At 39.9% G+C, this 20,850-nt stretch carries 15 protein-coding genes; 9 read left to right on the forward strand and 6 right to left on the reverse strand.

Annotated elements, in window-relative coordinates:
- Positions 1 to 386: 386 nt before the first annotated feature.
- From ASU03_RS03140 to ASU03_RS03150, 3 genes are all read left to right on the forward strand, one after another.
- Positions 387 to 1,514: an efflux RND transporter periplasmic adaptor subunit gene (locus ASU03_RS03140; RefSeq protein WP_057830430.1), complete on the forward strand. Its 1,128-nt coding sequence runs from the start codon at positions 387 to 389 to the stop codon at positions 1,512 to 1,514.
- A gap of 128 nt (positions 1,515 to 1,642) precedes the next feature.
- On the forward strand, positions 1,643 to 4,936 hold the full coding sequence (locus tag ASU03_RS03145; protein WP_057830431.1) for an efflux RND transporter permease subunit: 3,294 nt from the start codon (positions 1,643 to 1,645) through the stop codon (positions 4,934 to 4,936).
- Positions 4,929 to 8,033 (forward strand): efflux RND transporter permease subunit, encoded by a 3,105-nt coding sequence (locus ASU03_RS03150; protein ID WP_057830432.1) that lies wholly within the window; start codon positions 4,929 to 4,931, stop codon positions 8,031 to 8,033. The genes ASU03_RS03145 and ASU03_RS03150 overlap by 8 nt, the downstream gene beginning before the upstream one ends.
- A 98-nt stretch (positions 8,034 to 8,131) precedes the next feature.
- Here the strand turns inward: ASU03_RS03150 and ASU03_RS19710 are convergent, their stop codons facing one another.
- The 4 genes from ASU03_RS19710 to aroQ all read right to left on the reverse strand — a co-directional run bounded on the left by ASU03_RS19710 (position 8,132) and on the right by aroQ (position 10,907).
- Positions 8,132 to 8,287, reverse strand: a complete 156-nt coding sequence (locus ASU03_RS19710) for an oxidoreductase-like domain-containing protein (protein WP_082627122.1) — start codon at positions 8,285 to 8,287, stop codon at positions 8,132 to 8,134.
- A gap of 249 nt (positions 8,288 to 8,536) precedes the next feature.
- Positions 8,537 to 9,883, reverse strand: a complete 1,347-nt coding sequence (accC, locus tag ASU03_RS03155) for an acetyl-CoA carboxylase biotin carboxylase subunit (protein WP_057830433.1) — start codon at positions 9,881 to 9,883, stop codon at positions 8,537 to 8,539.
- Between the two features lie 32 nt (positions 9,884 to 9,915).
- The gene (gene accB, locus ASU03_RS03160) at positions 9,916 to 10,356 is read right to left on the reverse strand and encodes an acetyl-CoA carboxylase biotin carboxyl carrier protein (protein ID WP_057830434.1); all 441 of its coding nucleotides are present in this window, start codon (positions 10,354 to 10,356) and stop codon (positions 9,916 to 9,918) included.
- Between the two features lie 89 nt (positions 10,357 to 10,445).
- Entirely contained in the window at positions 10,446 to 10,907 is a 462-nt protein-coding gene (gene aroQ / locus ASU03_RS03165) for a type II 3-dehydroquinate dehydratase (protein WP_057830435.1), read from the reverse strand.
- Positions 10,908 to 11,232: 325 nt separating this feature from the next.
- Here aroQ and ASU03_RS03170 point away from each other — a divergent pair, with 325 nt between their 5' ends.
- From ASU03_RS03170 to ASU03_RS03180, 3 genes are read left to right on the forward strand one after another with little or no spacing between them, the layout of a single operon-like run.
- Entirely contained in the window at positions 11,233 to 11,685 is a 453-nt protein-coding gene (locus ASU03_RS03170; protein WP_197411183.1) for a hypothetical protein, read from the forward strand.
- Positions 11,663 to 12,943, forward strand: coding sequence for a hypothetical protein (locus tag ASU03_RS03175; RefSeq protein WP_057830436.1), 1,281 nt, complete (start codon positions 11,663 to 11,665; stop codon positions 12,941 to 12,943). The genes ASU03_RS03170 and ASU03_RS03175 overlap by 23 nt, the downstream gene beginning before the upstream one ends.
- A gap of 13 nt (positions 12,944 to 12,956) precedes the next feature.
- Positions 12,957 to 15,428, forward strand: coding sequence for a putative bifunctional diguanylate cyclase/phosphodiesterase (locus ASU03_RS03180; RefSeq protein WP_057830437.1), 2,472 nt, complete (start codon positions 12,957 to 12,959; stop codon positions 15,426 to 15,428).
- A 90-nt stretch (positions 15,429 to 15,518) separates the two neighbouring features.
- Here ASU03_RS03180 and ASU03_RS03185 read toward each other — a convergent pair whose 3' ends face one another.
- On the reverse strand, positions 15,519 to 17,402 hold the full coding sequence (locus tag ASU03_RS03185) for a protein-disulfide reductase DsbD (protein WP_057830438.1): 1,884 nt from the start codon (positions 17,400 to 17,402) through the stop codon (positions 15,519 to 15,521).
- A 5-nt stretch (positions 17,403 to 17,407) separates the two neighbouring features.
- Complete coding sequence (cutA, locus tag ASU03_RS03190; protein ID WP_057830439.1) at positions 17,408 to 17,719, reverse strand: divalent-cation tolerance protein CutA; 312 nt, start codon at positions 17,717 to 17,719, stop codon at positions 17,408 to 17,410.
- Positions 17,720 to 17,862: 143 nt separating this feature from the next.
- On the opposite strand from cutA, the gene ASU03_RS03195 reads away from it, so the two are divergent.
- From ASU03_RS03195 to groL, 3 genes are all read left to right on the forward strand, one after another.
- Complete coding sequence (locus ASU03_RS03195; RefSeq protein WP_057830440.1) at positions 17,863 to 18,381, forward strand: FxsA family protein; 519 nt, start codon at positions 17,863 to 17,865, stop codon at positions 18,379 to 18,381.
- 306 nt (positions 18,382 to 18,687) lie between these two features.
- Complete coding sequence (locus ASU03_RS03200) at positions 18,688 to 18,978, forward strand: co-chaperone GroES (RefSeq protein WP_057179817.1); 291 nt, start codon at positions 18,688 to 18,690, stop codon at positions 18,976 to 18,978.
- A gap of 69 nt (positions 18,979 to 19,047) precedes the next feature.
- On the forward strand, positions 19,048 to 20,697 hold the full coding sequence (groL, locus tag ASU03_RS03205) for a chaperonin GroEL (protein ID WP_057830441.1): 1,650 nt from the start codon (positions 19,048 to 19,050) through the stop codon (positions 20,695 to 20,697).
- The last annotated feature ends 153 nt before the right edge of the window (positions 20,698 to 20,850 follow it).

Here is a 20,850-nt window from a genome sequence, read left to right on the forward strand (position 1 = left end):
ACCGTTGATCGTTTTTTTAAGTGTAGATGTTCGCAAAACTCTGTTAGTGCTTGCGCTCTACCCACAGCACCATGAAAACATTGCCGATATTTACATTACTCGGTCCAGTTGCCTGGGGCTCAAAGCATGGTTTCTGACCGCGACAAATGATAATACCCTTAAGTCTTTTAAATTCTCACGGAATCCTGCCTCTTGCCGTGGACCTAGGATAAATAGTTAATTTGACAACAATAAATAAGTAAAACACTAATTCATTAGTCAATTTAACCACATAGTGAATTGTTAATCGGTGTTTTTAAATGTAACTTACTGTTACATATAGAAAATGAGTAACTGGCATAGCTTGTGCTATTTTTAATGCATTATTAAAAATACGGAAATATCTAATGCTTACTTTTTCTAAAACATCACTTCTTGTTTCAGCACTGCTGACAACCGCCTTTTTAACCGCGTGTTCAGAGCCCGAAGCGAAGGAGGAGGATAATAAAATTGCAGAATTTGCCATACCTGTAATGGTGGTGAGTATCGAGCGTAAAGACATTTCATCAAATTTCCACACCACAGCGATATTAGAATCTCGTAATGAAGCGGACATTATCACCCGCGTGACCGGTATTATTGAAGAGCTAACGGTTGAAGAAGGTGATTTTGTTGAAAAAGGTCAACTGCTGGCTAAAGTTGATGCTAGACGTTATCAATTAGCACTCGATAAAGCGGAAGCTGAACTTGCCGGTATTAAGCAGGAGTTGCAGCGTTTGTCTTTAATGGTCGAAAAGCAATTAGTGAGTGCACAAGCCTCAGATAAATTGAAATATCAGCATAGAGCTGCGATAGCGGCAAGAGACTTAGCCGTCCTAGATTTGCTGGACAGTCAAATTGTTGCGCCCATTTCAGGTTATATTTCCCAGCGCCTTATTAAAACGGGTCACTTTACCCAAGGCTATCAAAAATTATTCCATATTGTTGACCAATCAAGTTTACAAGCTGTGGTTTATTTACCGGAACATAAGCTGAGCTATGTGAAATTAGGGCAACAGGCCTTATTAAACTTTAGTGCTCGACAAGGGCAACAATTTATTGCGCAAGTACGGTCAATTTCTCCGGTAATCGACAGCCGCAGTGGTACTTTCAAGGTGATTTTGTCTTTAGCTAATGACGAGTTGCAATTAAAGCCAGGTATGTTTGCACAAATCGCTCTGACTTTTGCTACCCACAAAGATACCTTAACTATTCCAACGGATGCCATCATTACCCTTGATAACCAAAGTAAAATTTACTTAGTAAAGGATAATAAAGCGGTAGAAGTGTTAATCAACAAAGGTTTTGTGCAAGAGCAACTGACCGAGATAAGTGGTGAGTTACATGAAGGTGATAGTGTCGTAGTTAACGGTCAACATAACCTCAAAGCAAACGCCTTGGTTGAAATATTAAATGCCAAACCTAGCGCAGAAGATAGTTTCAATGATGAAGAGTTAATCGAGACCGACACGGTAATCGTAATAGCGACTAAATAGAGAGTCAGTAGCATGAATATTTTGATTGATAGCTTATTCTTAGTGGTTGCCAAACACCCGGTAGCCACCATTTTAATAATTTTTATTGCCTTGTTAATCAGTAGTGTAAATACCATTGGAGCATTATCATGAGTATTGTTGATGTGGCGATAAAACGTCCGGTTACCATATGGATGTTTACTTTTGCCGTCATGCTTTTTGGTTTAGTGGGCTTATCTCGGCTGGCGGTTAACCTGTTACCGGAACTGTCTTATCCTACCTTGACTGTGCGCACTAACTATATAGGAGCCGCCCCTGCTGAAATTGAGCAATTAATTACTAAACCCATTGAAGAAGCGGTTGGTGTGGTAAAGGGATTAAGGAAAATAAGCTCGGTATCTAAAGCGGGGCAGTCAGATGTGTTACTTGAGTTTGACTGGGATGTTGCTATGGATATCACCAGCTTAGAAGTGAGGGAAAAGCTCGATCTTATTCGTTTACCCCTTGATGTACAAAAGCCACTTATTTTGAAGTTTAACCCGTCTTTAGATCCCATTATCCGTTTGGGTTTGCAAACTTCAGATAATTCGGTGGCTGGCTTAACTGAGCTACGAACGTTTGCTGAATATGAGGTGAAGCGCCAATTAGAATCACTACTCGGTGTGGCATCGGTAAAGTTAGGTGGTGGTCTTGAACAAGAATATCAAGTTGTTATTGATCAACACAAGTTGGCGCAGCTTAATTTAAGTAGTCAAGATATCATTAATCGAATTCATGCCGAAAATATCAACATTTCCGCCGGTAAGTTAATTGAGGGCAATACTCAATACCTAGTGCGTACGCTGAATCAGTTTACTCATATCAGTCAAATTGGCGATCTGGTGGTTTATCGCGAAAATGAGAAAATAATCACCCTAAGTGATATTGCTACCATTGTTGATGGTTACAAAGAACGCACCGATATAACCCGTATTAACGCTGTTGAGGCGGTTGAATTAGCCATCTATAAAGAAGGTGATGCTAATACGGTGCAAGTGGCAAACTTAATCAATAATAAGCTCGATGCCATTAATAAGTTATTGGGGGATCGCTATCAATTAACCGTGGTCTATGATCAATCAACCTTTATTACTAATGCCATTAGCGAGGTGAAATCAGCGGCGATCATTGGTGGTTTATTGGCAATGTTCATCCTATACCTTTTCTTGCGCTCGATTATCCCAACCCTTATTATTTCTTTATCAATACCGGTGTCGGTTATTGCCACATTTAACATGATGTATGCTAACGATATCAGTCTTAATATCATGTCCCTTGGTGGCATTGCCTTAGCAATGGGGTTACTGGTCGATAATGCCATCGTGGTGTTGGAAAATATTGCCCGCTATAAAGAGCAGGGCTTGAATGTTGTTGAAGCTGCTCGAAAAGGCACTAAAGAAGTGAGTGGCGCTATTATTGCCTCAACACTCACTACGTTGGCTGTTTTTGTGCCGTTAATTTTTGTCGAAGGTGTCGCCGGACAGCTGTTTGCCGATCAAGCCATGACAGTCGCTTTTGCCCTCATTGCTTCATTAGTTGTGGCGCTAACCTTGATACCAATGCTGGCTTCAAGACAGATGTCGCCAGCAGCAGAGCAAGAAAAAGACGATAGTGATGTGGACAAAATTAGTTTTAAAGCGTTGGTTTGGACTAAAAAAATAACCTTTATCTTAGCTTTACCCGTTAAAGTTATTTTTATTTGGTTGCCTATGCTTATTACCCGTATTGTGCTTATGGTTTTTCATGGGATTAATAAAGTCGCTGCCTTTATCATGAAGCCACTTAGCGCCGGATTTAATTTTGTCTTTGAGCGGTTAGCCGCATTTTATGACAAATCGTTAGCTCTAGCGTTAAAACATGGTGTTAGTACCTTACTGATCAGCCTAGTCTTTGCGGGTTCAGCTTTCTTTATCTTACCTAAAATAGGGGTGGAATTATTACCGCCTTTGGCGCAAGGAGAGTTTTATCTTGAACTTGAGCTTGCTCCGGGTACACCGCTGGCAGTAACAGACAACACCATAAATAAAATAGCTCAACAATTACAGCAAGATAAACGCATTAAAAGTACCTATTCATTAACGGGTCGAGGCAGTTTAATGACCAGTAATGCGGATAAAGGTGGTGAGCATCAGGCTAGGTTGCAAATAATGCTGCATGATAGTCAAGATGAACGACAAGTGATGGCGGATATTCGTCAGTATAGTGAAAAAATTGTTGGCGCTACTACCCAATTAAACCAACCGGAATTGTTTACTTTTAGTAAACCAATCAGCATAGAATTGGCAAGTTATGATCTTAACTTGCTAACCAGCTACAGTAATAAATTAACAACATTGATGCACCAAGATGCACAGTTTGTTGATGTTGCCAATAGCCAACGTAAAGGGCAACCAGAACTAGCGATACATTTTAATCAGCAAAAAATTGCTCAGTTAGGCTTGAATGCACCCGATATAGCACGACTTGTTGCGGTGAACATCGGCGGGAATATTGCCAGTAAATATACCTTACTTGATCGAAAGATAGATATTTTAGTACGTAGCGCTGCCAAGCAACGTGATTCTATTGCCGATTTAAGGGAGCTTGTGGTTAACCCCAATAGTGACTTTCCTATCACACTTGACAGTATCAGTACTATTGTTGAGACCGTTGGTCCAGCGCAAATTAACCGCATTAACCAACAGCGTGTTGCGATTATTAGTGCCAATATAGCGATGGGCGATCAAAATAGTGCCTTAGCTAAGGCCAATGAATTAATCGAGCAATTAAAACTGCCGTTAAGCGTAGTAGCGACTTTTGGCGGACAAAGCGAAGAAATGCAACAGTCATTTAACTCCATGCTGATGGCATTAACCTTGGCGGTATTTTTAGTTTACCTAGTGATGGCTTCTAAGTTTGAGTCATTATTACAACCCTTATTAATCTTGTTCAGCGTACCGCTAGCCGGTGTTGGCTCTATTTATGGCTTATATTTATTTGGCTGTAATATCAGTGTCATCGTCTTTATTGGTTTGATTATGTTGGCGGGTATTGTGGTGAATAATGCCATTGTTTTACTTGATAGAATTAACCAATTACGTGGCCAAGGTTTAGATAAAGCTATGGCTATAACGCAGGCTGCTCAGTCTCGATTACGTCCTATTATAATGACGACACTTACCACAGCACTGGCCTTGCTTCCTATGGCCTTCGGGGTGGGCGAAGGGGCCGAGCTCAGAACGCCTATGGCGATAACAGTAATCAGCGGTCTACTTTGCTCAACGCTATTAACCTTAATCGTTTTACCTGTGCTTTATCATTTGTTTGATCATAAAAAAATTGCTTCGCTGACCGTTGACGGTTTATGTGTTGAAGAGAATAACGAGCCTGGCATAAGCGCATTACCGGAGCCACAAAATGTCTAATAGTAGCTTTAACTTAACTGCGCTGGCGCTTAAAAAACCAGTAACCACCTTGATGCTTTGTCTAACCATGTTGATGATGGGTATAGCGGCAACACAGTTACTGCCCTTGGAAAAATGGCCGGGTATCGACATCCCTGAAATGATGATAAGTGCGCCGTATCAAGCATCAAGCCCTGCAGAAGTCGAGCGCTTAGTGACTAAACCCCTAGAAGAAGCACTGGCAACTATGGGGGGCATAAAGCGACTTAGTTCGCGCTCAACAGAGCATGGCGCAGAAATAAGTATTGAAGTTGCATGGGAAACTAGTTTAACGGGCAAAGCGATAGAAGCGCGTGAGAAAATTGATGCCATTCGTCATTTATTACCGGAAGATTTACAACGTGTCTTTGTCTATCAGTTTTCAACTGCGGATATGCCTATTTTAACGCTGCGTATTTCCAGTGAACGTGAACTGAAAAACAGCTTTCAGCTGCTCAATAATTATTTGAAAAAACCACTGGAGCGCCTGCCTGGCGTTTCAAAAGTTGAGCTTTATGGCGTAGACCAGCGACAAATATCTATCCGCTTAATGAGCGAGCGCATGGCAAGTCATAACATTGATGTTTTGCAACTAACAAAAATGCTACAGGCCCATAACTTTACCATCAATGCTGGCTCATTAAGGTCAGCAACGAATACTATTCGCATTAGTCCTAAAGGTGAGTTTACTCAACTAAATGATATACGAGGCCTAGTGGTTAAAGATAACGTTTATCTTGGCGATATTGCGCAGGTGTTATTTGAGCAACCAGAAAGAATCGACGGTCGACATTTAGATAGAAGTTACGCTATTGGCGTCAATATTTTTAAAGAATCCAGTGCTAACCTGGTCGATGTTGCGGGCCGAGTTGTTAGCGCGGTTGATGAAATATCGCAAAGTTCGCAGTTTAGTGGTATCAATATTTTTATGATGGAGGATCAGGCAAAAGGGGTGACCGATTCATTGTCGGCCTTGTTAATGGCTGGCGCCATTGGTGCGGTACTATCCTTTATGGTGTTATTTCTTTTTCTGCGCAACACTACCGCAACTATTCTGGTGGTGGCATCAGTACCCTTTTCTATTTGTATCACCTTAGCGGTTATGTACTTTTTAGGCTACTCACTGAATATTCTGTCAATGATGGGACTATTATTAGCGGTCGGTATGTTGGTTGATAACTCGGTAGTGGTGACGGAGTCAATTGCTGCCGAACACAGGAATAATCCAGCAACGACTCAGCAAGAAAAAATTCGCAATATATTGCGCGGTGTTGATAAAGTCTCCTTGGCCGTCATGACAGGCACATTAACGACCATGATAGTATTTCTGCCAAATATTATTGGCGAAAAGGTACAAATCACCGTTTTCTTAGAGCATGTCGCTATTGCCATCTGTATTTCCTTAGCGGCCTCGTTATTGATTGCTAAAACCTTGCTGCCCTTATTATTATCTAAAATTCCACTGGAAAATCTTGTTGCTAGCTCAAGCAAAAAATCGAACCATAGTGAGAAAAACTCAACGGTTAATAATGGCAGTATGCGCTATAAAAAAAGCCTTTCCTGGGTATTAGCTCACCCCAAAATTACCGGCTTTTGCGCCTTGTTGATTTTAGCAAGTTCGGCGATTCCTATGGGAGTGATCACCTCAGATAATAATGACAATCAAGACGGAACCCGCCTATTTATGCGTTATCACGTTGAAGGTCAATTTCCACTTGAGCATGTAGAAGCCATGGTGAATCGTATGGAAGCCTATTTGTATGAACATCAAGAGGAATTCTATATTGATTCTGTTTACAGTTATTACAGTGGTGAACGGGCCTCTTCTACCTTGTTACTCAAAGAAAGTCGCGATATTTCCATGAATGAATTAAAAGAACGCATTCGAAAAAATATGCCGGCATTTTATGCTGCTAAACCCGACTTTGGTTGGCAGAGTGCTAAAAGTGGTGGTGTTAGTGTCACCTTGTTGGGCGCCTCAACAGAAATGTTAATGACGCTCTCTGAGCAAATCGTGCCGATACTTGCCCATGTTGACGGCTTAACCGATGTAAAAAGTGATGTATCTCAGCATCAAAAAGAAATGGTGGTGGTAATAGATCGCTTTAAAGCGAACCAATTGGGGCTTGATTCTCGACAAGTTGCACAAATTGTCGGCACGGCGTTACGGGGAGTTGAACTACGCAGCTTCCGTCATGATCCTAATGGTGAAGTAAATATTCGCTTACTTTATGATGAAAAACTTAAGTACTCGTTAAATCAATTGAAAAAATTGCCTATTACTAAAATTGATGGCCAAAATATTACCCTAGAAAGTGTTGCTCAATTTACGGTTCAGCCAAGGCTGGCAGCAATTTATCGTGAAGAAAGACAAACCGCCTTGACCATAGGGGCAAACATGAATGATATAACCATGGAGCAAGCCAAAGAACGTATTGAACTAGCCATGGCTAGTTTTGATTTACCGGCAGGGTACACCTGGAAATTGGGACGTGGTTTTAATCGCCAGCAACAAGAGCAAAATATTATGTTGGTGAATATGTTGTTGGCTTTAGCCATGATTTATATAGTGATGGCGGCTTTATTTGAGTCGTTATTATTACCCGCGGCTATTATTAGCTCGATTTTATACTCCATTGTCGGTGTCTTTTGGTTTTTCCTGCTTACGGGTAACAGTATGTCGGTGATGGGCATGATTGGCATTTTGATACTGATGGGCATAGTGGTCAATAATGGCATTGTCTTAATTGATCAAATAAATCAGATGTCACCAAATATTGAGCAATTGGAAGCCGTGATCGCCGATATATGCGTTACTCGACTTCGCCCGGTGTTAATGACTGTGGCGACAACCGTATTAGGCATGGTGCCACTTGCGCTAGGCTCAACACAACTCGGCGGTGATGGTCCATCTTACGCACCGTTGGCTGTGGCCATTATAGGTGGTTTAACATTCTCAACAGTGACTAGTTTGTATCTTGTTCCTTGGTGTTACTTGATGTTTAGTAGGCTGGCGAGGAACTCAAGCATAGGCTTTAATAAGGCAAATACCTTTGCTAAGCGTATTGCCAAGGTGTAATGAATCATTGAAAATATGCTAATAATGAATAGCAAAAAGCCAGTAAAGTTAAGCTTTACTGGCTTTTTATGTGCGGATACAAAGCTTTATTTTGAGTTTTACTCTGCCTTGGTTTGTTCCCTGCGTTTTGCTTCTTCAATGCGCCATGTTTGTAATTTAAGATAATAACCATCCCATACACAAGGATTACAGGCACCACCACCACAACAGTCATCGTCGGCTGGCGCTAGGGGTTTTTCATGGGGATTTGACATAAGCGTTGTTAACTCAAAATAAGTGAAATATTTACCGCGCTAGAATAACAAAAAAGCTCTGCATTTGCAGAGCTTTTAATATGTACAGGATGTACGGTATTCAGAAAATGCAGGACGCACATTTTCGATATGTACAGGATGTACGGTATTCAGAAAATGCAGGACGCACATTTTCGATATGTACAAGATGTAAGCTAGCTCACGGAGACAGCAGGTCTAGGAGTGAGCAATAGTGTTTTCTAACAAAAACTAGTCAAGTTCAGCTAACTTCTGCTCTAAGTAATGAATGTTAGCACCACCATTAACAAAACCTTGATCATTTAAAATATCTTGATGCAAAGTAATATTAGTTTTAATACCGTCAATCACTAATTCGGCTAAGGCATTACGCATACGCGCAATAGCAACATCACGGTTATCACCCCAAGTGATTAGTTTACCAATCATAGAGTCATAATGTGGCGGTACAGAATAACCAGCATAAATATGAGAATCCCAACGTACACCTAAACCACCTGGTGGGTGGAAACGGGTAATCTTACCCGGAGACGGAATAAAAGTACGAGGATCTTCCGCATTTATACGACATTCAATTGAGTGACCTGAAATTTTAATATCGTCTTGGGTATATGATAATGGTTGACCAGCGGCAATACGTAGTTGCTCTTTGATCAAGTCAACACCCGTGATCATTTCCGTTACTGGATGTTCAACCTGAATACGGGTATTCATTTCAATGAAGTAGAATTCACCATTTTCATATAAGAATTCAAACGTACCAGCACCGCGATAGTTAATTTCAAGACAAGCATTACAACAACGCTCACCAATTTTGGCGCGCATTTCAGGGGTAATACCTGGAGCAGGTGCTTCTTCAACCACTTTTTGATGACGACGTTGCATTGAACAATCACGCTCACCTAAGTGAATTGCGCTGCCCTGACCATCTGCAAGGATTTGAATTTCAATATGACGTGGATTTTCAAGGAATTTTTCCATGTAAACCATATCATTTTTGAAAATAGTACCCGCTTCTATTTTGGTTAAGGCAATAGCCTCGACTAATTCTTCTTCGCTACGCACTACACGCATGCCGCGGCCACCGCCGCCGCCAGCCGCTTTAATGATTACCGGGTAACCGATGCGTTTGGCATGAGCCTTATTTTGCGCTTCATCTTCAGTCAATGGGCCATCAGAGCCAGGTACACAAGGCACTCCCGCACCTTTCATCGATTTTATTGCCGCAACTTTATCACCCATAATACGGATGCTGTCTGCCGTTGGACCGATAAAGATAAAACCAGAGTTTTCAACTTGTTCAGCAAAATCAGCATTTTCTGCTAAAAAACCATAACCTGGATGAATAGCAACCGCATTGGTTACTTCTGCTGCGGTAATTATTGCCGGAATATTAAGGTAGCTATCAGGTGCTGGTGCTTTACCAATACAAATGGTTTCATCCGCTAATAAAACGTGTTTAAGGTCTTTATCAGCAGTTGAATGAACAGCCACGGTTTTGATACCAAGCTCTTTACAAGCGCGCAATATTCTTAAGGCAATTTCGCCACGATTGGCGATAACAACTTTATCTAACATGGAATAACCCTTATTTCTGAATATATATGGGCTTATTCAATGATGAATAGCGGTTGGTCAAATTCAATTGCGTCTTCATTTTTCGCTAAAATTTCTTTAATAACGCCAGACTTGTCCGCTTCAATTTGGTTCATCATTTTCATTGCTTCAACAATACATAAAGTATCGCCAGCATTTACATGTTTACCGACTTCAGCAAATGCGGGTGCATCAGGTGAAGCGGAAGCATAGTAAGTACCAACCATAGGAGAACGAACGATATGACCAGTAGGTGCTGGAGCCGCTACTTCAGCAACTGGAGCCGCAACTGGAGCCGCAACAGGGGCCGCAATAGGGGCGGCAATAGGCGCTGCTGCAACGATAGTAGCACCACGACAAATGCGTACTGATTCTTCACCTTCAGAGATCTCTAGCTCGTTGATACCGGACTCTTCAACCAGTTCGATAAGTTTTTTTATTTTACGAATATCCATTGGGACACCTTAATTTGGGTTACTAAAATTAATATTTTTTAATAGTAGGTTAATGTTTGCTCATTAACTGCTGCGTTTGTAATTGATGGTTATTTGTCGTTTGCTGCTTTGTTTAAGTAGGTGCTTGCCGCTTCTAGAGCGAAGCTATAACCTTGTGCACCAAAACCACAAATAACACCTTGGGCGATATCAGATAAATATGAGTGTTTTCTAAAAGCTTCACGCGCATGCACATTTGATAAATGTACCTCTATAAAAGGTATGGCCACAGCAAGTAAAGCATCTCTAAGGGCGACACTAGTATGAGTGTATGCAGCCGGATTAATGATGATGAAATCTACCTGCTGGAACCCTTGGTGAATCGCATCGATTAATTCATGCTCAGCATTGCTTTGTAAATGTTTTAACTCAATATGTTTTTCAGTAGCTTGTTGGTTCAACTCAGCAATAATGTCAGCTAAGCTTTGTGTACCGTAGATGCTAGGTTCCCGTTTACCCAGCATATTTAAGTTTGGGCCATTTAACACTAAAACTGTAAACTTTATGCTCATCTTCTGCTAAAACACCCTTAAAAATCATTAGGGCTAATAATTACATAAAATAACGGCGCTGTGAACTAAAAAGGTTAACTTTCAACTGTTTTTTTGTTATTGGCGATAATCACTATGTTTTCGAAGAATATAGCTGCAAAGTACTGGTCAAACCTCTTTATGCAGCCGCAGGTGTTTGATTTTTTACTGATTTGGGCTATCATTACCTAGTTATAGTTATTACTGTATTGATTTTTAAAAGTATTTTTACATTTCTTTAGCTTTATTGTAGGGCCTCCTTATTAAATACTATTTTCTGGCTATTGTACTTATACTAGCGTGCCTTGTGAGCTCACAAGTGTCAGCTATTGAAGTAATCACTCATCCACAAGTTGTTGAACGTAGTTTAACTAAGTCCCAGTTACGGCGTATTTATACTATGCGTCAGTTACGCTGGAGTGATAACCATGCTATCACGGTATTTGTTTTACCTAGTCAGGATGCTCTGCACCAACGTTTTGCTAAAGAGCGTTTGCAAATTTTTCCCTATCAACTCAATCGTATCTGGCATAAATTGACTTATTCAGGATTAGGCGTAGCACCGGCGGTGGTAAAGTCTGAACAAGAACTTATTCAAGCTGTCAGTAACACTCCTGGAGCTATTGGTTATATAAGTGAGGCAACGTTAATAAAACTAAGTCAAAGCTATAATAACTTTAGTCAAGGCGCCCTTAATATGGATGATGGGCAAAAGGTTAGCGTTAAAGGAGTAATAAATGTTGTCAAAATTAAAGATTAATGTTGCTGTAGAAGTATCGAGCAGAGTTAATAATTTGTTTTGTGCTCGATTTTTTCTTGCCCGAACATACTTGTTCGTTTTATTGTTAGTGGCTGGTGGTGCGACTACAGTGCAAGCAGATTATGCTAACTCGCAAGATTTTCAACTACATGGTTTTATTTCACAAGGCCTTATTGACGTAAACGGTAGTGATTTTGTTAATGATGACGGTGGACTATCGGCAGAGCTAACCGAAATTGGTCTCAATGCTTCCTATCAATTAACAAATAAGTTTCGCTTGGCCGCTCAGGTGGTTTATTTAGATGGTGGCAATCGTTATTCACAAGGTGCCCGGGTAGATTATGCGCTGTTAGACTGGTCTGCGTTTACTAATGAGTCTTGGCAGGCTAACGTATATTTTGGCCGATTTAAAAATAATCATTGGCTTTATTCAAGCTCTCGAGATATTCCCTTTGCCAGACCCAGTATTATCCTACCACAATCTGTTTATTTTGATGGTTTTAGAGATATCGCTGTCGGTAGCGATGGTATCGCGGCGAAATTAAGTCACAGTACCGATGAATATGGTAACTTTGATTGGCAATTAAGCTATGGTTCCTCACCTATTTCAGATGAACAAACTAAGAATATATTGAGTGAGTATGCTCAAGGGACTGCTGAGCAAGATTATGATGCGCAAGCAAGTATCTATTGGCAACCGGCATTTTCGCCTTGGCGTTTTGGGCTATCATTGCTTGAGGCTGGCTTTATCTATGACCAAGGTGGTGTTGGTAGCGGAGATGTTTTCTTTGATAGTGATTTTACCTTTCAATTTTATACCATGAACGCCATTTATGAAGGCGAAAAATGGGAGTTTAGTGGTGAAATATATCAGCAACGATTTACCATAGATGGCTTTTATTTCCCGGCTTTTCAACTCGATAATATGGGTCAAGGCTTTTATTTACAATCACGCTATAAGTTAACGCAACAATTAACGCTGTTAGCTCGATATGAAGATTTCTACCTAAATAAAGAGGATAAAGACGGTAAAGAATTACAACAGATCACCGGCGGAGCTATTCCATATTATTTTGCTTTTCATAAGGATATCACCCTAGGTGTTAATTACGACATTACCAGTAATTTTAGCATGCGCATGGAGTATCATTGGGTGAAAGGTGCGGGCAGGCTAACGCCTGTGGTCGTGCCTAATACCATCATTAATAATGCTGAAGATTGGCAAATGTGGGCCGTACAATTGATGTATTGGTTCTAGCAGTAGTATTATCATGAATAAAAAATTTGTTGGTGTACCAACCAAATTATTGATACTAATTGTATCAACCTTACTCTTTTTAGCTGTGGGTTTCTCCTCGCTGTCCTATTGGCGTTTGCAGCAAGATTATCGAGAATTTCAGCAAAATAATACTGTGCAAGGTCAACTGCAAGTTAACTTACACAATAATATCTTGCGTACTAAAATAACGGTCTGGTTAGAAACATTCACTGATTTGATCGAATTATCTGAGCAAGATGACTTCTCTTCTCTAACCAAACAGCTTGAAAAACAATATGACGCTTTGCAATTACACCTCAATGTAGAAGATATTTGGTTAGTGGATGATCATCAAAATATTTTGTTTTCAACCAACGACTTCCCTCAAGCTGTACAGGAAAATATTGCCCAAGTGTTCAGGCTACAAGAGCCCAAGCATAGGATTTATTGCCCACAAAACTGCCAATTACTGTTGAGTTTACCCTTGCTCAATAAGTTAGGGGATATGGTTGTTGTGACTATGAGCACTTCATTAGTTGATATGCTATTTGCGCTAAAGACCACCTTAGATAGAGATGTAGCGGTTATTCGTATCGAAAACCAAGATAATAATGTCATTAATATTGCCAGTGCAAAAGTTATTTCAGCGTCGAATATGAGACTAACGGAGTCCTTGTTAACATTGAATAGGTCTGACTCAACGTTAAACACTATCCTTGAACAAGGCCTGCAACTTAATATTGGCAATAATAGCTATTTACTTAATTTACTTGAGCTGGCCAAGCAGGGGAAACAGGGCTTTTATTTAGTCTTAATTGATGATGTATCGGCCTTTAAGGCTAAGAATGATGCTTATCAACTGCGTTTTATTGTCTCTTTAAGTATTATTTTTATCTTGTTAGCCGCCTTTGTTTATTATATCTCTAGCCCGTTTACCAAACGATTATTGTTACTCTCTAATGCACTGCCTCTGTTAGCGCAAAAAAAGTTTGATGAATTTCGACAAGTTGATCTAAAAAGGCCGCGCATTTTTGCTGATGAGTTGGATGTGTTAGCGCATGCATCACAAGAACTTAGTTTTGAACTAGAGCAGCTTAACTTAGTGGTCGAGCAAAAGACCAAAGAGTTAGAAAATATCGCCATGTATGACCTACTTACTGGCTTGCCCAATAGAAATATGCTGAACTATCAGCTACGTAAATCACTTGCCAATATTGCTCGTCATAAAAGTGGTGTCGCGGTACTGTTTCTCGATTTAGATGACTTTAAAAAGGTTAATGATAGTAATGGTCATAATATCGGCGATAAACTACTGATCCAAGCAGCAGAACGTGTGCGCGTTTGTGTTGGTGATATAGATTTAGCCACTCGCTTTGGTGGCGATGAATTTGTCATCGTACTCAGTCATCTTAAAAATATTGGCGAGGCTATTGAAGTCGCTGAAAAGCTACTGTTACAGTTTAAAGAGTCGATTAAATTGGGTTCAAATATATTCTATGTCTCTACCAGTATCGGCATCGCTTATACCGAATCGGCTATTGAGAAGTCTGATGACTTGATCAGTCATGCTGATATTGCCATGTATGAAGCAAAAGATAATGGTGGTGGACAATATCATGTTTACCACCCCGAAATGTTTCAACGTGTTGCCCATCGAGTGATGCTCGAAGGTGAAGTAAGGCAAGCGCTAGCCAAGCAACAATTTAGTTTAAGTTTACAGCCACAAATCTGTGCTAAAACGAAAAGGCTATATGGTTTTGAGGCACTGTTACGCTGGCAGCACCCTGAACGCGGAATGATCTCCCCGGAAGACTTTATCCCCATTCTAGAAAACTCACAGCACATGATTGAGCTCGGTTATTGGATTATCCGCCGATGTTTTGAGTTAGCGGTAGCCATTAAAAAATATGGTTTAGCTAATTCACGAATAGCCATTAACTTATCTGCTGGCCAGTTTATGGATAGTAATTTACCGCACTTCTTAACAGAATTATTACTAGAATTTTCTCTTCGCGCTCAGGATTTTGAATTAGAGTTAACCGAACAAACCTTAGTAAAAGATATGGATCACACCATCGCCATGATGCAGTCGTTAAAAAGGATTGGCTTTAGTTTTGCTATTGATGACTTTGGTACAGGTTATTCATCACTAGCCTATTTAAAGAAAATGCCGGTGGATGTTATAAAAATAGATAAAAGCTTTATTTTTGGCATGCTTGAAAATCATTCTGATTTTCAAATTATCACCTCAACTATTGCTATGGTAAAAAACCTAGGCTTAATCGTGGTGGCGGAAGGCGTTGAAACTAAAGCGCAATTACGTAGTTTGACTGAAAATGATTGCGATATTATTCAAGGTTACTATTTCTCTAAGCCAATACCTGAAGCAGAATTGTTCGCCGTGTTAGATAAACACACCACAGCAGGTTACTGGAAAGTTGCTAAAGAAGTTACTATTGAAGTAACTGAAGGTAAGTCAGCCTAAGACAATTAATCTGTTTGGCTGCTGTTCAGTCAATCTAAGCAAGATGGACTGAACAGATTTCACTGATAAATTGACTATTCAACCGTTTAACTATTTAAATATTGTTTGAATGTGAGCAGTAAACTCAGTGGCATTTATAAAGCCGGTGGTGCGCTGCTTGGTTAATTCATTGCCTTGTAAATCAAAAAACAAGATGGAGGGTAAGCCCAAAATAGTATAATGCTGCACAAGCTCGGCATTATTGCTAGAATCAAAGTCAGTCATATCAATCTGTAACCAAACACTATTACTCAGCGCTTGCTGAACCTGGCTATCAGTAAAGGTATACTTTTCAAATTCCTTACAAGCAATGCACCAATCAGCATACAAATCTAACATCACAGTTTTACCTTGTTGATTCGCATTTTTCACTTCGTTTTGCAGTTGCGCTAAAGACGTTACTTGTTTAAAACTGGCATGTTGAGCACTATTGTTAGCCGTATTCGTGTTTGGATAGACTAGTTGGTAGGCCATATTGGCACCAAAAAACAGCATCAAGAATATAACTAAAGAGCGCAAACCGTACCAGAAACCTTTTTCTTGCTGGTTTTTTTGCGTTGCCGCATGATTTTGGTTGGCAACATAGAAATAACTAGCACTGACTAATAGCAATAATGCCCAGAGCGCTTGGCTAGCCACTTCTGGAATAAATCGCTCAAGTAAAAATATGGGTACGGCTAACAATAGTAAGCCGAAGATATTCTTAATGATATTCATCCAGGCTCCCGCTTTTGGTAATAACTTGCCGCCAGAGCTGCCTAGTACTAACAAGGGTAGACCCATGCCCAAACTTAAGGCATATAAAGCAGAGGCGCCAAGGACTACATCACCTGTTTGTGAAATATACAACAATGCCCCTGTTAAAGGTGCGGTAGTGCAGGGTGAGGCGACCAGTCCTGAGATCACGCCCATCATTAACACACCGGTATAGGAACCACCTTTTTGTTGGTTACTCATGGCATTAAGCTTGTTTTGCCAACTAGCAGGTAAGGCTAAATTAAACAGACCAAACATAGAAAGGGCTAGGAAAATAAATAAAACACTTAAACTAATCAGTACGATAGGGTGTTGAAATACCGCTTGAAACTTGGCTCCTGCTAAAGCAACGACAATACCCAGTAAGGTATAAGTTACCGCCATACCTTGTACGTAAACAAAAGATAAGGTAAACGCTTTCTTCGTGGTTAAGGGGGTGCCTTTTTTACTTTGGCCAACAATAATCCCAGTTAAAATAGGGTACATAGGGAAAACACAAGGCGTAAAGGACAGCAATAAGCCACCGACAAAAAAAGCTATAAGCGTTAATAGCAAACTCTCTTGCTTGAGCATATCGACCAGCTGATGTTGCTCACTTTGTTGAACTTCACCTTGCTTTAGCTGAGTCTTATTATGGTTATTTACCGTAAGAGTACTTGCGTTATTGTCACTTGTGCTAAATAAGGATGAAAATACGGAGGCATCATCAGCTGAACTTATTTTACTTAATTCTATTACCTTGCTCGTGGGCGGATAACATAGGCCTTTTTCCGCACAACCTTGGTAGGTGACTTTAATACTGCCATTACTTGAGACCTGCTCAAGATTTATGACAAAGCTTAAGTGTTCAGTAAATACTTTTTGAATACCAAAAAATTCATCTTCATGGTCTATACCTTTCGGTAACTCAACCGGAGTAAAGGTGATGTTTTCACCCTTAAACTTAAATTGATGACGGTAAAGGTAATAGCCAGCAGCTATATCGAAGCTAACTTCTAATTGGTTGTTTTTTTGATAAAAGTTGAAGGTGAATGCTTGGTCTACTCTTAAGAATTCATCATCATTACTAAACAAGCTAGTGTTAGATATATCAAAAATTGATTGCTTCTCTTGCGCTACTGCCGGAAGAATCGTAAAGGTTGTTAATATAATTAAGCATAGGGAAAGTAAATTTTTCATTCAGTCTACTTCAAAGAATTGGAGATCCAGTTTAAATAATGCTTATCACCTTGCTGGATATTCAAGGCAATAATTTCCACCACGTCATATGGGTGTAATTGATTAATTCGTTCGTTTAAGGCGGCGAAGGTGTTTTCATCGGTTTTTATCAGCAATTGCACTTCATTATCACATTGCAATTCGCCTTGCCAATAATATACTGAGGTGATGTTAGGGATAATATTAACGCAGGCAGCAAGTTTTTCTGTAACTAATTGCTGAGCAATATTTTGGGCTACGGTTTCATTTGGGCACGTTGTTAATACTAATTGATACAATTTTGTTACCTAATTCCTGCAATCTTGTTGATAGTATACCCTGAGTATTAAGGAAAACTTAGGGTTAATATTTATACTCATTCACTGGTCTTGAAAAAGACCTGTTTAGCCCAATATAAGTTTCATAGAAATAAGGAATTATTATGTTTCAACTATTATTTGTGCTGTTTATCATTATCCCTGTCATCGAAATAGCGGTAATTATGCAAGTGGGTGCCTTACTTGGTCTTTGGCCAACCATTGCTATTGTTATTTTAAGTGCATGGCTTGGGGCTAAATATGTCCGTCAACAAGGCTTGGTAACTTTACAGTCAGTACAAACTAAAATGGCACAAGGTGAAATGCCTTCTGAAGAAATAGTCACCGGTTTAATGTTATTAGTGGCCGGTGTTTTATTAGTAACACCTGGCTTTGTTACCGATATTTTCGGCTTGTCGTTACTGGTACCTAGTGTACGTAACGCTATAGCCAATAAAGTACAACAGCATATCAAGATTAATCAGTTTGGCGCCGGCGCTGCCTTCAATCACGGCGCATCGGGCAATGTCTATCAACATGAAAATACCAGTGAGCCATTTACTTCGTCGAGAGCTTCAGCCAATAAACCTATTTCACATCATCAAGGCGAGACTTTAGAAGGTGAGTTCAAGCGTAAAGATTAGTGAGAGCAACCCCATTACCTAAACACTTTGCACGGGTCTAAAGAGCCAATATATTAGTACTTTCACTGTCAATCGTTCGCGATTACCCAAGCAAGCGCTTTGTGGTGATAAATGACCCGCAGTGAATTAGGTAAAATTAATCAATGAAAAGGGTATTTGATAGTTTTAGCAGACTAAAGTTTTTTAGCTTAGGGCTTGTGAAGATTTATTTTATCCCCATTACTATTAGCAACAAAGATTGGTGTTAAATGCTTATTACTCATTTAATCACTACCCCATACAACAGAATCATTTTGGAGAAAAAAAATGGCTATTCGTCCACTACACGATCGTGTGATTATTAAACGTAAAGATGCAGAATCAAAATCAGCTGGCGGTATTGTTTTAACTGGTAGTGCCGCAGAAAAATCTACCCGCGGTGAAGTTATTGCCGTAGGAAATGGCCGTATTTTAGATAACGGTGAAGTTCGTGCCTTAGACGTTAAAGTTGGCGATAACGTGATCTTCAGTGAAGGTTATGGCGTTAAAACTGAAAAAATTGATGGTGAAGAAGTTCTTATTTTAAATGAATCTGACATTTTAGCGATTGTTGAATAATTCACTGATTTTTAACCTGATGTTGAGCATAATTTTGGCTCTATCCCAACAAATTAATAGGAAAAGATAATGGCTGCAAAAGAAATTGTATTTGGTAATGACGCACGTGCAAAAATGTTACGTGGTGTCAATATTTTAGCTGACGCGGTAAAAGTAACTTTAGGTCCTAAAGGCCGTAATGTTGTGTTAGATAAATCGTTTGGTGGTCCAATGATCACTAAAGACGGTGTAACTGTTGCGAAAGAAATTGAATTAGAAGATAAATTTGAAAACATGGGCGCGCAAATGTTAAAAGAAGTTGCGTCTAAAGCTAACGATGAAGCGGGTGACGGTACTACTACTGCTACTGTTTTAGCTCAAGCTATTGTTAACGAAGGTTTAAAATCTATTGCTGCGGGTATGAACCCAATGGATCTTAAACGTGGTATCGACAAAGCGGTTATCGCCGCAGTTGCCGAGCTTAAAAAATTATCTCAAGATTGCACTGACAATAAAGCCATTGAGCAAGTTGGTACAATTTCAGCTAACTCTGATGAAACTGTTGGTAAAATCATTGCTACCGCGATGGAAAAAGTAGGTGCTGAGGGCGTTATCACTGTTGAAGAAGGCCAAGCCTTAACGGATGAGCTAGATGTTGTTGAAGGTATGCAATTTGACCGTGGTTATTTATCACCATATTTCATCAACAACCAAGAAAATGGCAGTGTTGAATTAGAAAACCCATTTATTTTATTAGTCGATAAAAAAATCTCTAACATCCGTGAATTGTTAACCACGTTAGAAGCTGTGGCTAAATCAGGTAAACCATTACTTATTATTGCCGAAGATGTTGAAGGTGAAGCCCTAGCCACATTAGTGGTTAACAACATGCGCGGTATTGTTAAAGTTGCCGCGGTTAAAGCGCCAGGTTTTGGTGATCGTCGTAAGTCGATGTTACAAGATGTTGCCACCTTAACTGGCGGTACAGTGATTTCTGAAGAAATTGGTTTGGAACTGGAAAAAGCAACGTTAGAAGACTTAGGTCAAGCTAAACGTGTAGTTATCACTAAAGATAACACTATCATTATTGATGGTATTGGTGATGAAGCTGATATTAAAGCACGTGTTGAGCAAATTCGTGGTCAAATTGAAGAGTCATCTTCAGACTATGATAAAGAAAAATTACAAGAGCGTTTAGCTAAATTAGCTGGCGGCGTTGCGGTTATTAAAATTGGCGCAGCGACTGAAATCGAAATGAAAGAGAAAAAAGCTCGAGTAGAAGATGCTTTGAGTGCTACCCGTGCTGCCGTTGAAGAAGGCGTAGTTGCTGGTGGTGGTGTTGCTTTTGTTCGTGTAGCTCAAGCCATTAAAGATTTAGAAGGCGCTAACGAAGATCAAACACACGGTATTAATGTTGTTATCCGTGCGATGGAAGCTCCACTTCGTCAAATCGTTGCTAACTGTGGTGATGAACCTTCAGTGGTACTTAACGAAGTACGTAATGGTAAAGGTAACTTTGGTTACAATGCCGGTAACAGTACTTATGGCGATATGTTAGAAATGGGTATTTTAGACCCGACTAAAGTAACACGTAGTGCTTTACAGTTTGCTGCTTCGGTTGCAGGCTTAATGTTAACTACTGAAGCTATGATCACTGATGCACCAACCAAAGATGCTGGCGGTGCTATGCCAGACATGGGCGGCATGGGTGGTATGGGCGGCATGGGCGGCATGATGTAATTTATGCTGGTCTAAATTGTTAATTTCATCGTTGCTTTATAGTTCGTTTAAGAAACACTAAACGTCACCATAAAGCGCCTTGAATTAAACCATTTATCCTGCGCATAAAGCATTAACTGCTTATAGCACTTCCTTGCTATAAATAATAAAAAC

The organism is Colwellia sp. TT2012 (genome assembly GCF_001440345.1).
Lineage (GTDB): Bacteria > Pseudomonadota > Gammaproteobacteria > Enterobacterales > Alteromonadaceae > Colwellia.

What these genes read in the sequence shown, in the direction of transcription:
- ASU03_RS03140 (WP_057830430.1), top strand. Translation starts at nt 387, where the DNA reads ATGCTTACTTTTTCTAAAACATCACTTCTTGTTTCAGCACTGCTGACA.
- ASU03_RS03145 (WP_057830431.1), top strand. Translation starts at nt 1,643, where the DNA reads ATGAGTATTGTTGATGTGGCGATAAAACGTCCGGTTACCATATGGATG.
- ASU03_RS03150 (WP_057830432.1), top strand. Translation starts at nt 4,929, where the DNA reads ATGTCTAATAGTAGCTTTAACTTAACTGCGCTGGCGCTTAAAAAACCA.
- ASU03_RS19710 (WP_082627122.1), bottom strand. Translation starts at nt 8,287, where the DNA reads ATGTCAAATCCCCATGAAAAACCCCTAGCGCCAGCCGACGATGACTGT.
- accC (WP_057830433.1), bottom strand. Translation starts at nt 9,883, where the DNA reads ATGTTAGATAAAGTTGTTATCGCCAATCGTGGCGAAATTGCCTTAAGA.
- accB (WP_057830434.1), bottom strand. Translation starts at nt 10,356, where the DNA reads ATGGATATTCGTAAAATAAAAAAACTTATCGAACTGGTTGAAGAGTCC.
- aroQ (WP_057830435.1), bottom strand. Translation starts at nt 10,907, where the DNA reads ATGAGCATAAAGTTTACAGTTTTAGTGTTAAATGGCCCAAACTTAAAT.
- ASU03_RS03175 (WP_057830436.1), top strand. Translation starts at nt 11,663, where the DNA reads ATGTTGTCAAAATTAAAGATTAATGTTGCTGTAGAAGTATCGAGCAGA.
- ASU03_RS03180 (WP_057830437.1), top strand. Translation starts at nt 12,957, where the DNA reads ATGAATAAAAAATTTGTTGGTGTACCAACCAAATTATTGATACTAATT.
- ASU03_RS03185 (WP_057830438.1), bottom strand. Translation starts at nt 17,402, where the DNA reads ATGAAAAATTTACTTTCCCTATGCTTAATTATATTAACAACCTTTACG.
- ASU03_RS03195 (WP_057830440.1), top strand. Translation starts at nt 17,863, where the DNA reads ATGTTTCAACTATTATTTGTGCTGTTTATCATTATCCCTGTCATCGAA.
- ASU03_RS03200 (WP_057179817.1), top strand. Translation starts at nt 18,688, where the DNA reads ATGGCTATTCGTCCACTACACGATCGTGTGATTATTAAACGTAAAGAT.
- groL (WP_057830441.1), top strand. Translation starts at nt 19,048, where the DNA reads ATGGCTGCAAAAGAAATTGTATTTGGTAATGACGCACGTGCAAAAATG.